This window comes from Methylobacterium mesophilicum, from assembly GCF_022179445.1.
GTDB classification, from domain to species: Bacteria; Pseudomonadota; Alphaproteobacteria; order Rhizobiales; family Beijerinckiaceae; genus Methylobacterium; species Methylobacterium mesophilicum.
In genome coordinates, this window is record NZ_BPQU01000014.1 from 46,052 (window position 1) to 58,984 (window position 12,933).

The following is a 12,933-nucleotide window of genomic DNA, read 5'->3' on the forward strand; positions in this document are numbered from 1 at the left end:
GAATGTGAGCTCGTAGGGCAAGGCCGTTGTTAAAGCCTGCTGCGACTGCTGAAATGTATTGAGTCAATCCACCATCTTCAGCAACGTTACACTGGTTGCCGTGATGACGTTCCCCCGGCCACGCCACGGAAGGATCACCTCCTGAGGACTCACTCGACCGCTACCTCCGGCAGCACGGTCTTGGGTCGCTTACGCGTCCTTCAGGATAGGCGCTGGAGGATAGGCGCTGGCGGTGAACACGCGCCCTTGTCCCGGTCAATGACAGCCGCTTGCCCGCGCTTCTGTTCCTAAACCCGATGTTCCGCGTCGGCACTAGGCGATCACTGGCCGCGAGTCGACGCTGCGCTCTACGAGTCCCCCTCGCCACGGCCACCCTGCACCGACCTCGATCGCCGGGGCTTGGCGCGGGAAAGCGTCTACGACTGTCAGGGCCCGCAGACGGCGGTCGTCGAACAGCGCGTCTGAGACGAAGTCCATCGATCAGCGCTCGTTCGGCCGCGGCGCGGCGGGCTGACGCTCACGGTGTGCCGCGCTGACGTGCCGGCGCAGCCGCTTGAGCCGCAGGTGATCCTCCCTCGATTTTACGGACACGGGGGTTAATCCGCGTTCCGCTCGGCCTGTTCGGGGGTGATGAAGCCGAGAGCCGAATGGATGCGCTGCCGATTGAAGTAGCGTTCAATGTAGGCGAAAAGGTCGCGGCGAGCCTCGTCCCGGGTCGTCCATCGTCGCTGGTGAACGAGTTCGACCTTGAGGGTATGGAAGAAGCTTTCCATGAGAGCGTTGTCGTAACAGCAGCCCATCCGGCTCATGGAGAGCGTCGCCTTCATGTCGGCGAGCTGTTCTGCGATTGGCCTCGGCGGCGTATTGGCTGCCGAGATCCGAGTGACAGATGTGGCCGGTAACCGATCTTTGTCGTTGGGCAGCCATCATCCGGACAGCCGACGTCGGTTCGGTCCACATATAATCGCGCATGGACCAACCGACAATCTCGCGGGTGGCGAGATCGAGCACGGCAGCCAGGTAGAGCTAGCCCTCACCGTGGGCAGGTCGGTGATATCGGCGAGCCAGACCATGTTGGGCATCGCAGCCGAGAACGGCTGTTTGAGGAGGTTGGGCGCGATCGGCAGGTCGTGATGGCTGCCGGTTGTGCAGGGCTGGAACCGACGCCCAGCCAGAGCCCGCATGCCTTGACGGCGCATCAGGCGCTCCACCCGCCCGCGACTGGCCGTTCTGCCCTTCGCGCGCAAAGCCGCATGCACCCGGGTCGCGCGCAAAGCCGCATGCACCCGGGGTGAGCCAAAGCGCCTATGATGTCCGGTATGGATACGCCGGACGTCGTCGAGGAGCTGAGGGTTCGATACCGACCGGGCGCTCTCGGGGCGTGACCGCCCGTCGTAGTAGCCGTCGGGGGAGACTTCGAGCACGCGGCCCATGAGACGCATTGGCTAGGTGCTCGCATGCTGCTCGATGAAGGCGAACGTCACTTGGGCATCTCCGCGAAGATGCCGATCGCTTATGGGATGGCCCGCCCCTCACCGAACCGTTGGTGGCATGCTGCTGCCTTGGAGGACTGGAGGGATCGGAATGGCAAAGAGTTCGGTCGCCACACTCGATATCGTCTTCGGCAAAAAAGCTGTAGCCTAATGGATTTAGACCCCGCCGGTACGGTGGTTCTGCGTCGTTGCACGCGGCGTGAGACGACCGTCGGCCTGACGGCCAAGCTGTCCGCTTTTGTCATCGCGATGGAGGCCTGCTGCGGTGCTCATCACCTCGGGCGGCTGCTGGTATATTTCATTGGAAGACGCTAGGCGCCGAGGTCATAAAATTGCAATACGCGTAACTAACATAAAACATCCGCCACAACATTTTGCCGGCCAGTGTTGGGTGGGCTCATTTTCTATGGATTAGTATACACTGATGTCTCTACACGCATGAGCGAATCGCATCCGGCCAGAAACCTCACCTTGACGCGCAGACCGCCGCGGTCGTAGCAGCCGGGCAGCAACGAGACAGGACGGATTCATGACGGGCAAGCGTGCGCTGATCACGGGGGTTACGGGCCAGGACGGCGCGTATCTGGCGCAGCTGCTGCTGCAGAAGGGCTACACGGTCACCGGCATCGTGCGCCGCTCCAGCCATGCCGGTGTCTTCGACCACAGGTTGAAGTGGCTCGGCATCCTCGGCGATGTCGAACTCGTGGACGGCAACTTGTTGGATCAGTCGGCCCTTCTGCGCATCGTCCAGACCTCCAAGCCCGACGAGATCTACAACCTCGCCGCGCAGTCATTCGTGACCTCCTCCTGGCAGCAGCCGCTGCTCACCGGCCAGGTGACGGGCCTGGGCGCCGTGCACATGCTCGAATGCCTGCGCTCGGTCGCCCCGCAGGCCCGGTACTACCAGGCATCGACCTCGGAGATGTTCGGCCTGATCCAGGAAGAGCGCCAGAGCGAGACGACGCCGTTCTACCCGCGCTCGCCCTACGGCGTGGCCAAGCTCTACGCGCACTGGATGACCATCAACTACCGCGAGAGCTTCGGGCTGCACGCCTCGAACGGCATCCTGTTCAACCACGAGAGCCCGCTGCGCGGCGTCGAGTTCGTCACCCGCAAGGTCACCGACGCGGTGGCCCGGATCAAGCTCGGCATGCAGAAGGAGCTGCGGTTGGGTAACATTGACGCCAAGCGCGACTGGGGCCACGCCCGCGACTACGTCGAGGCGATGTGGCTGATGCTGCAGCAGGACAAGCCGGACGACTACGTCATCGCCACCGGCCGGACCACCACGGTGCGGGACATGTGCGTGATCGCGTTCAATCATGTCGGCCTGAACATCGACGATCACCTGATCATCGACCCGGCGTTCTTCCGTCCGGCGGAGGTCGAGGTGCTGCTGGGCAACCCAGCCAAGGCCAAGGCGATCTTCGGCTGGGAGGCCACGACCAGCCTCGATGCGCTGATCACCGAGATGGTCGACGCTGACATTCAACGCCTCAGTGCAAACGCATAAATAGATGCAGACAACCGGCGAGCGCATCCTCATCACCGGCGCGTCAGGCTTCGTGGGAAACCACGCCCTTCGCGCGTTCCGCAGTGTCTTTGCCTCGGCTGAGATCTTGGCCGTCGGCCGCCGCGCCTCATCGAAAGTGCCGCACGGGGTTGTCTATGATACTCTCGACCTTCTCGATCCTGCGGCGGTGACGCGCCGGGTTTACACCTTCCGACCGACCCAGGTGCTTCATCTTGCGGCGGAAGCGTCGGTCGTGCGCGCCGACAGGTCCAAATTCGACACGTGGCGCATCAACTTCGGAGCACTGTACAATCTGATCGATGCGGTCGAGCGAACCGGAGAGGCTTGTACCTTCGCTTTCGTCAGCTCGGGTGAAGTCTACGGCCGGGCGTTTCTCGAACAGTGCCCTGTTACGGAGCGAACTTTACCGCAGCCGATGAATGCCTATGCCCATTCTAAGTGGATGGGCGAGCAGCTGCTGCTCAAATCGGCCGAAGGAACTCGTCTTAAACCACTCGTACTGCGCCCGTTCAATCACATCGGCCCCGGACAAAACGTAGCCTTTGCGATTGCCTCCTTCGCGCATCAGATCGCTCTGATCGAAAGTGGGCGGCGCCCGCCTGTTGTCGAGGTGGGCAATCTCTCCGTCCAACGTGATTTCCTCGACGTCGCGGACGTCGTGGCGGCCTACGTCAAGGTCTTCCAATACGCCGCCAGATTTGACTGCCCGCGAATATTCAACATCTGCTCTGGTCAGCCCCGCAGCCTAGAAAGCATGCTGACGAGCCTGCGCCGGCTTTCCCGTGTGCCCATTGAGATCCGTCCCGATCCCGTAAGAATGCGGCAAGCCGATGTGCTCTTGGCGTTCGGAGATGCTCGTCAGTTGCAGCGGGCGACCGACTGGGCGCCGAAGATCGATGCCATGACGTCTCTGGCCGGGATTTTGGAAGACGCTAGGACGCGAGTTGCCGGCACCGAATCCTAAGATTGTGGAGAGACAAGTGGGCGATCGGAGCGAACGGGTTCTACCGGTGATCCTGTGCGGCGGGACGGGGACGCGCCTGTGGCCGGCCTCGCGCGAGAGCATGCCCAAGCAGTTCGCCCGGCTGGTGGACGCGGAGCGCTCGACCTTCCAGGCGACGTTGGCGCGGGTTTCGGATACGGCCGTGTTCGCCAAGCCCACCGTGATCGCCTCGGCCGAGGCCCGGTTCATCGTGGCCGAGCAGTGCAACCAGCTTGGGATCAGCGCCGACATCCTCTTGGAGCCGCAGGGGCGCGACTCCGCTGCCGCCGTGGCGGTGGCGGCCCTCCATGCCGCCGCGATCGACCCGCAGGCCGTGGTCCTGATCATGGCCGCTGACCACGTCGTGCCCGACACGCAGGCCTTCGTCGACGCCGCCCGGGCGGCGGCCGTCGGCGCGCGAGCCGGCTACACCATGACGCTCGGCATCGAGCCGACTCGTCCGGCCTCCGATTACGGCTACATTCGCCGGGGCGCGCCGATCGCGGAAGCGCCCTTGGCCGCCCGGGTGGAGAAGTTCGTCGAGAAGCCGGACCGCGCCGGCGCCGAGGCGCAGATCGAGGACGGCGCCCTGTGGAACTCGGGCTACTTCCTGTTCCGCGCCGACCTGATGCTGGCCGAGCTCGAAGCCTTCGTGCCGGACGTGCTCGAGGCCGCCCGCGCAGCGCTCGACGCGGCCGTGACCGACCTCGATTTCGTGCGCCTGGATGCCGAGGCCTTCGCGCGGGCGCCCAAGATCTCGATCGACTACGCGGTTATGGAGCGGACCGCCCGGGCCGGCGTGCTGCCGGTGTCGTTCCCGTGGTCGGATGTCGGGACCTGGGACGCGGTCTGGCAGGTGCTGGACCACGATGCCGAGGGCAACGCGGTGCGGGGCCGGGTCTCGCTGATCGGGACGAAGAACAGCCTGGTCCACAGCCAGGGCGGCGGCCTGACCGCAGTGGTCGGGCTCGAGGACGTGGTGGTCGTGTCGACCCCGGACGCGGTGCTGGTGGCGTCCAAAGCCCGCTCGGGCGAAGTCAAGCAGCTGGTCAACGCCCTGCGCGCCTCAAATGAGCCGGAGGCGGACGCGCATCTGCGGATGTACCGGCCGTGGGGCTGGTACCAACGGATCGACATCGGCGAGCGCTTCCAGGTAAAACGGATCCAGGTGGTGCCGGGCGGACGGTTGTCGCTGCAGAAGCACTACCACCGGGCCGAGCACTGGGTGGTGGTGCGTGGCACCGCCGAGGTGACGGTGGACGATCGGGTGGTGCTCATTCACGAGAACGAGGCAGTTTACCTGCCGATCGGCTCGATGCACCGGCTGAACAACCCGGGAAAGATCCCGCTGGAGCTGATCGAGGTGCAAGTCGGCTCGTATACGGGCGAGGACGACATCATCCGCGTCGAGGACGTCTATGGACGCTGAGGGCGAAGTAGGGAACCACACCAAATGAGCACCGCACAACCACGTGTTCGAGAATCGTAAGCGCTGATCTCTACTGAGTCTGAATGCGACCAGGAAAAATTGATTAAATCGATGCGCAAAGGCGAGGTTTTAACAGCGGAATTGACGGTACCGTCCACTTGTTGTGATCTCACCGACAAATAGCCCAGTGAATATTCCATGTTCAGTCCGGAGTTAACCGGAAGGCAGGAAGGGAACATCTAGATGGCGATCTGGTCCCGCGAGAAAAAAATCAAATGGCTGTATAGCGCAGTTTTAGGACGAGATGGTGAACCTGAAGCCATCGAATACTGCGCGAATGACATGGAAAAAGGTGTCACTCTCGAAGACATGCTGGATCGGTTCATACAAAGCCAAGAGTGTCAACCAATCTGGTCGCGCGAGGAAAAAATCAAATGGCTCTATAGCGCAGTCCTAGAGCGAGAAGGTGAGCCTGACGCCATTCAATACTATATAAATGAGATAGGAGGAGGTGCCTCTCTTGAAGACATCCTGGACCGGTTCACACAGAGCCAAGAGTTTCAATCGCTCTGGTCGCGCGAGGAAAAAATCAAATGGCTCTATAGCGCAGTTTTAGAACGAGAAGGTGAGCCCGAAGCCGTCCGATACTATTCGCATGAATTAAAAAACGGCGCGACTCTAAGCGAAATCATGGATCGGTTTACGCAGAGTCAAGAGTTTGTGACAAGGAGGAAGGCTCGGAGTGAGCCAACTCTTCATCAGCGCTTAGACGAAATCTATGCAGTAAGATCTTATCATAAAGTAGACAGGCCTGGACGCGTAGCAATAGTCGGCTTGTTTGAGACGGTATGCGGCTTACAACGTGGCGCCGAGTTGATGTATAACAAGATGCGGGCGAGTGGCTCCGATGTGCGAGCCATAAGTGTCTCAAGATTACTTGGGGCGAATATAAACCATAAGCCTGATTTTGAATACACAAACCTGACGCACGACCATGAGATAGATGCTGAATCGCTTGTCATACATTTAAATCCGCCGAACTTCGGTAAGGTGCTGTCGGCCTTATCTCGCGACACTCTGATGAATTCCAAAATCGTAGGGTATTGGGCTTGGGAATTAAATAAGATTCCAGACAGCTGGGTTCGAGATGCGTCATACGCGGACGAGTTGTGGGCGCCCTCCCCGTTCGTTGCAAAAACGCTGATTGCGGATCTGCCTTCTTTCAACGGGGTGATCAAGACGGTCGCCCACCCAGTAGATTCTCAGCCATTTGCTAAAATTTCAGCTGAAGCAAAAAGAACGATCCGAGAAAACCACAGCTTGGCCGCAGACCTTTTTATTATCGGATATTCGTTTTCTTTTGGCTCGAATTACGCTCGTAAAAATCCCATAGGAGCAATTGACGCATTTCGTATTTCGTTCCCCGAAGACCCAGACGTTAGACTGATCCTGCGCGTTGCAGATGGTGCGCATCATCAAAAGTTTTGGGATCATTTCAAAGATTACGCTTCTAGAGACGAGCGGGTTATAATTGCCGAAGTTGGCTCCGGGTCGCATCTGCCTCTAACCGATTTCTATGCTTTGATAGACGTTTATCTCTCGATGCATCGTAGCGAGGGATACGGCTTACAATTGATAGAAGCGGCCCAGAGCGGCGCGCGCGTTGTAACTACGGGGTGGGAGCTGGCGCCTGAAATTGCAGCCAGGCCCGAAGTAAGTTCCGTTAGCTATCAGCTAGTGAAAACTCTCGATTATTCCGAGCAGGCGTATGCTAATTTCGAAGACGCAATCTGGGCCGATCCCGATTTGTTAGAAGCGGCAAAGATTCTACGTTCATTAAAAATGTCGGCTGCCGTAGCTCCGCAGATTTTTAGCTCCACCGCCATCGCGGCTGTAGCTAGCCAAATCAAGCAGGAACTAGATGAAATGACCACAATGTTGCGTAAAATCGAGAGCAATGCAGGTCAGCGAAAAGTCATCTATTTAGGAGAACAAATCGCACTAACGCACCTAAGCAATGGCATGAAAATTTTTGTGGATACCGCAGACGTAGGTATCAGCACTCACCTTATGTGGGAGGGCAATTGGGAATCCTGGATAGGGCGCCAAATCCTTCCGATGCTGAAGCCGGGCATGACGGTTTGCGATATCGGCGCGAATTTTGGCTACTACACGCTGTCGTTCGCGAACCAGATGCAGCGGCAAGGAAAAATTTACGCTTTCGAAGCCAACCCACATATTCATCGTCTGTTGGAAAAATCAGTATCTGTGAACGGTCTTAGCGACATCGTTCGAACATACAACGTAGCCTTATACAAGGAAAAGGCGCAGCTTAAATTTGGTTTCCAAAGAGCTTACTCTGGGGGCGGCTCTGTCCACGTCAATAATAGTTCAGCTACTACCCAAATCATTGACGTCCAAGCAGAGAAAATCGACGACGTCTTATTTAGCTCTGAGCCAGTGAATTTCATCAAAATGGACGTGGAAGGCGCAGAGGCCCTCGTGATTGAGGGAGGCCAGCGCATATTTTCAAGCTCATCTCTGCTTGCTTTCTCAATGGAGTTTACGCCCGGCGGCTTGAGACTCCACAAAGATCCACGAGAATTGGTTGACAGGTTTCTCGCGCTCGGATTTTCAGCGTTTTTCATAGAGCCAGAAGGCTTAGTGGATGTCGCATCTGGCGCCGAAGCCATGGAAAAGCTGAAAGGTGATATGGGCGACCTACTATTCAGACGTTAAAGATCTTGCGCCTTTTTAAGATTGCTGTTAGATGCGATGTCATTACGTGCTAGCAAGTGCTCGCATGAAACGATATGTCGAGTGGGAGACTCGCAACATGGCGGATAGACCTCGGCCTGCATCTGCCGACACGAGAAATTTACGCGATGTGGTATGGGGTTTTGAAAAGGATTACTATCTTAAGGAATATCCGGATGTTGCTATCGGCGGATTTGATCCCATTGAACATTATTTCGAGATCGGCTGGAAGGAGGGCCGCGATCCGTCGGACTATTTCAGCACGGCGGGTTATCTTGCGGCGAACCCGGACGTCGCGGCAGCTGAAATCAACCCGCTGCGGCATTTTCTTGACAGTGGTCATGCCGAGGGCCGGGCTGGATGGCGCAAGCAGCACGCCGAAGAACGGAGCGCGCCTGAGATCATCTGGGGCTTCGATAGAAAGTATTATCTGAGGAATAATCCAGATATTGCCATCGGCGGCTTTGATCCCGTTGAACATTATTTCGAGATCGGCTGGAAGGAGGGCCGCGATCCATCCGATTATTTCAGCACGTCGGGCTATCTTGCGACCAACGCTGATGTAGCCGCAGCTGAAATCAACCCGCTGCGGCATTTTCTCGACAGCGGCCATGCCGAGGGCCGGGCTGGATGGCGCAAGAAGCAGATCGAAGAGTGGTGCACGCTAGCCGCGACGGAACTTCACGCCCTTCGCGACCGCATCGGGGCCATTCAGCGCCGCGTGGTAGCCGGCCGCTTTGATGAAGCCGATCTTGAGCCATTCGACCTCGGAGCGTCAATCCCGCTGACTTCCCGTGCAAAAGGCATCTTCGTTCGCATCGCGGGAATCGCTCACAGTCAATCGTTAGGCTAACAGAATGCGCATTCTGATTGATCTGCAGGCAGCCCAAACCGAGGCGAGCGGCCGCCGTGGGGTGGGGCGCTATTCTGTTGCGCTAGCCAGAAAGATGGCGGTAATCGCAGGCAGCACGGAGATTTGGCTTGCCCTCAATGGGCGATACGCCGCGGGGGCGGACCAACTTCGAGCAGAGTTCGAAGATCTCGTTCCCCCGGAGCGGATCCGGCTGTTCAATGTCCCGGCTCACTCATCGCACGTGCCGGACGGCAATGCCTGGCGGCGGCGAACAGGCGAGCTTCTGCGCGAATCATTCTTCGCCGATCTCAAACCGGATTTCGTCCTAGTCGGCAGCCTCTTCGAGGGCCTGCTTGAAGACGCGGTAACCTCCGTCAACAGACTGCCACATCCATTTCCCACCGGCGTAACGCTGTATGATCTAATTCCGCTCCTAAATCCGGATGCCTATCTCGATCGTAAATTTGTACGGAACTGGTACTTCGAAAAACTCGCGTCGCTCAAGCGTGCCGATGTACTCTTCGCGATCTCCGAATCAAGCCGCCGCGAAGCGCTTGATCATCTCTCGCTGGCGCCCAGCAGCGTCGTAAATATTTCATGCGCTGTCGACGAAGTCTTTAAAAAGCGCGAGTTCACGCGCGTCGAAGAGGCGTCGCTGAAAAGAAAATACGGCGTCCGCCGGCAATTCGTCATGTACACGGGCGGAATCGATTTCCGGAAGAACATCGAAGGCTTACTCGAGGCTTGGGCACTGATCGCCCAACGCTTTCGTCCCAGCCACCAGTTGGCGATCGTGTGTTCGATCCAGTCGCAGGACCGGGCCCGCCTGGAGGCGTTGGCTTCCGAGTTGGGGCTGCAGGGGGACGACGTAATCTTCACGGGCTATGTTCCCGAGGACGATCTGGTCAGCCTCTACAACCTTTGCGATGTTTTCGTGTTTCCCTCGCTTCACGAGGGCTTCGGCTTGCCAGCCCTGGAAGCCATGGCATGTGGGGCACCGACAATCGGGGCAGATAACAGCAGCATTGTGGAGGTGATCGGCTTTCGGGACGCAATGTTCGATGCGCGGAGCCCGAGCAGCATCGCTCGTAAGATCGCCGAAGTTCTGGACGATCAGGGGTTTCGCGAGGCCTTGAAGGCCAACGCGGCTCGGCAGGCTCAGGCGTTCTCCTGGCAAACGACTGCCGAGCGCACCTTGACTGCGATTCGCCACCAAGTCGCGGAGCGTGCCTCCGGGCGCCCACAGATTTGCAAGCCACTTACGCGGAAGCCTACTCTCGCGTTCGTCTCTCCGATGCCACCGCTGGAAACGGGGATTGCCGATTATAGCGCCGAGCTACTGCCAGAGCTCGACCGCTTCTATGATATCGAGATCGTGACCGATCAGGCGGAACTCTCCGACTCCTTTGCGGAAGCTAACTATCGGCAGACAACAATAGAAGACTTTCGGAAAAACCCCAATCGATTCGACCGAATCTTATACCAGTTCGGAAATTCCGATTTCCACACCCACATGTTCGATTTGGTACGTCAGCATCCCGGCGTGGTAGTTCTTCATGATTTTTATTTGAGCGGGGTTCAGGCTTGGCGGGAGCATCATCATAGGGAACAGCGCCATTTCACGCGGTCGCTGGTTCGGAGCCACGGCTATCGCGCCTTGATCGATCACCTGGAGGGCGAGCCTGACGACGCAATCTGGAGGTACCCGGTCAATCACGACGTTTTGGAAGCCGCAATGGGGGTCATCGTCCATTCGGCGTTCAACGATCAGGGAGTGCGCGCCTCCGGCCTAGAACCCGACGCCGTGGCTTGTATCCCTCATCTGCGCGCTGTTGCGCATCCAAACCGAGCGGCAGCCCGCGAGCGCCTCGGGATTGCTGACGGAGAGAGACTTCTGTGTACGTTTGGAAGTATCGGGAAACACAAGAACAGCCTTCGGCTGCTCGAAGCCTTCGCAGAGTTTAGCCGAGAAAATCTCGCGAAGACTAAGCTGGTGTTCGTCGGGCAAGGCGCTTCCGGTTCCTATGGGGCGGGGTTCGACCGGGCTCTCGCTCTTAGCTGCCTGGCCGAGAAGGTTGAAGTTACCGGTTACGTCGATAAGCTGACCTATCAAACCTACCTTGCTGCAGCAGACACAGCGATCCAGCTTCGGGCCTTCACGCGGGGCGAGACATCCGGAGCAGTTCTCGACTGCTTGGCGCACGGGATCCCGACGATCGTCAACGCGCACGGACCTATGGCCGAGATCGGTGAGGATGCAGTCGTGAAGCTGTCTGAGGACCCAAGCGTCTCGGAAATTACGGGCGCCTTGCGTGCGTTGCTCACTCAAGAAGTGGAGCGCAAGAGGCTATCTCGTGGCGCGATCACATTGATCCGAGACACGCATTCGCCTCGGCGCGTCGGAGAGCTCTACTGGCAAGCCATTGAGACATTCAGCTCGGCCGGAACCGTGGCGCGATGCCATCAGATGATGTCGATGGCTGTGCAAGACAGGAACTTTGCTCAGGCAACGGCAGCCGATATAGCTAATGTTAGCAAATGTATCGACTTAAACCTGCCTCTGCGCAGAGCAGGTGCACTGTACATCGATGTATCGGAGCTTGTGGTCCGTGATTGGCATTCAGGCATCCAGCGCGTCGTAAAAGGCATCTTGCCTGAGCTACTGCAAAATCCCCCGCTGGGCCTTCGCGTCGAACCGGTCTATGCACACTGTGATGCAAATGGTGCGGTCTATCGCTCTGCTCGAAGGTTTACTTCGCGTTTCCTCGGCCTTGCTGACGACCAATGGGAAGACGAGGTGATCGAACCTGTGAACGGCGATATTTTCATCGGGCTCGACCTCGCGCCGATACTTGTTCCGAAGATGTTTGACGAAGGTGTCTATATGACTTGGCGCGCCCGCGGCGTGCGCATCCATTTCGTCGTCTACGACCTGATTCCCGTCCTGCGGCCGGAATTTTTCGCGCCTGGCGCTGCCGATGACTTTTCCCGGTGGCTCAAGGCGATCGCGCAGGTATCGGACAGCATCGCTTGCATTTCGCGTGCGGTGTCAAACGAATTCAAAAACTATCTATTAGCTTCCTCGGCGGAATATCGCGAAGGATTGAAAATTGATTGGTTTCACCTCGGCAACGAGGTCCGTGACCCTGACGTGGCATCTATGGACTCGCACGTTTCGACGCCGACGCGGCCTGACCTGGCGGGCAAATCCTATGTCCTGATGGTTGGGACGTTGGAGCCCCGCAAGGGACATATGCAGATTATCGATGCTTTCGAGGCTCTCTGGAACCAGGGAAGCAACATCTGCCTCGTGATGGTAGGCCGGCAGGGCTGGCTTGTCGATGAGCTCGTTGCGAAGATCGACGCTCATCCGTTCTTAGGCAAGTGCTTGTTCTGGTACTCGGACGCTGATGATGTCGCGCTTGAGAGCTTCTATAACCAATCCGCCGGCCTGATCGCAGCATCGTATGCCGAAGGCTACGGGCTTCCGCTTATCGAGGCCGCCAAACGAGGAGTTCCGATCTTCGCGCGTGACATCGCGGTTTTCCGTGAAGTGGCGGGCGTGCACGCAGCCTATTTCGATGAGTCTGGGAGCACTCTTGTTGAGGACCTCAGGGTTTGGCTTGAAGAGCTGAGTGCCAACAACGCGCCATCTCCGGTCGGTATCTCGATATTGACATGGGCTCAAAGTTCCGAGCAACTGCTGAAGACAGTTTTTGGATGCAGATTAGACAATTCGCATACAACTATGAACGAAGCTTCGGCTTATAGAGCCGAATCGTAGGGGCCTTCTCTCGAGGGCCAAGAGATAGTTGTCGTCCTGGCCGAGGATGAGGCCGGCGAGGCCGTGTCGGATTGCAGCCGGCGCGCGGGTGGGAGGCTCTA

The 12,933-nt window shown here is 58.3% G+C and carries 7 protein-coding genes and 2 pseudogenes; 7 read left to right on the top strand and 2 right to left on the bottom strand.

Annotated features, from left to right (window positions below):
- Positions 1-372: 372 nt before the first annotated feature.
- A pseudogene (locus tag MFF40_RS15370) lies at positions 373-645 on the bottom strand (hypothetical protein); the annotation flags it as partial.
- Positions 597-1,514: pseudogene (locus MFF40_RS15375) on the bottom strand (IS3 family transposase); the annotation flags it as partial. The pseudogenes MFF40_RS15375 and MFF40_RS15370, both read right to left, overlap by 49 nt.
- On the opposite strand from MFF40_RS15375, the gene MFF40_RS29065 reads away from it, so the two are divergent.
- The 7 genes from MFF40_RS29065 to MFF40_RS15410 all read left to right on the top strand — a co-directional run bounded on the left by MFF40_RS29065 (position 1,458) and on the right by MFF40_RS15410 (position 12,832).
- Positions 1,458-1,808, top strand: a complete 351-nt coding sequence (locus MFF40_RS29065; protein ID WP_438804100.1) for a hypothetical protein — start codon at positions 1,458-1,460, stop codon at positions 1,806-1,808. The pseudogene MFF40_RS15375 and the gene MFF40_RS29065 overlap by 57 nt on opposite strands.
- A 214-nt stretch (positions 1,809-2,022) precedes the next feature.
- A complete protein-coding gene (gmd, locus tag MFF40_RS15385; protein WP_238261168.1) occupies positions 2,023-3,006 on the top strand; it encodes a GDP-mannose 4,6-dehydratase in 984 nt (327 codons plus the stop codon).
- A gap of 4 nt (positions 3,007-3,010) precedes the next feature.
- Positions 3,011-3,991, top strand: coding sequence for an NAD-dependent epimerase/dehydratase family protein (locus MFF40_RS15390; RefSeq protein ID WP_238261170.1), 981 nt, complete (start codon positions 3,011-3,013; stop codon positions 3,989-3,991).
- Positions 3,992-4,007: 16 nt separating this feature from the next.
- Positions 4,008-5,438: a mannose-1-phosphate guanylyltransferase/mannose-6-phosphate isomerase gene (locus tag MFF40_RS15395; protein WP_283206106.1), complete on the top strand. Its 1,431-nt coding sequence runs from the start codon at positions 4,008-4,010 to the stop codon at positions 5,436-5,438.
- 243 nt (positions 5,439-5,681) lie between these two features.
- A complete protein-coding gene (locus MFF40_RS15400) occupies positions 5,682-8,177 on the top strand; it encodes an FkbM family methyltransferase (RefSeq protein WP_238261172.1) in 2,496 nt (831 codons plus the stop codon).
- 97 nt (positions 8,178-8,274) lie between these two features.
- Entirely contained in the window at positions 8,275-9,048 is a 774-nt protein-coding gene (locus tag MFF40_RS15405) for a hypothetical protein (RefSeq protein WP_238261174.1), read from the top strand.
- A gap of 4 nt (positions 9,049-9,052) precedes the next feature.
- Positions 9,053-12,832 (top strand): glycosyltransferase, encoded by a 3,780-nt coding sequence (locus MFF40_RS15410; protein WP_238261176.1) that lies wholly within the window; start codon positions 9,053-9,055, stop codon positions 12,830-12,832.
- The last annotated feature ends 101 nt before the right edge of the window (positions 12,833-12,933 follow it).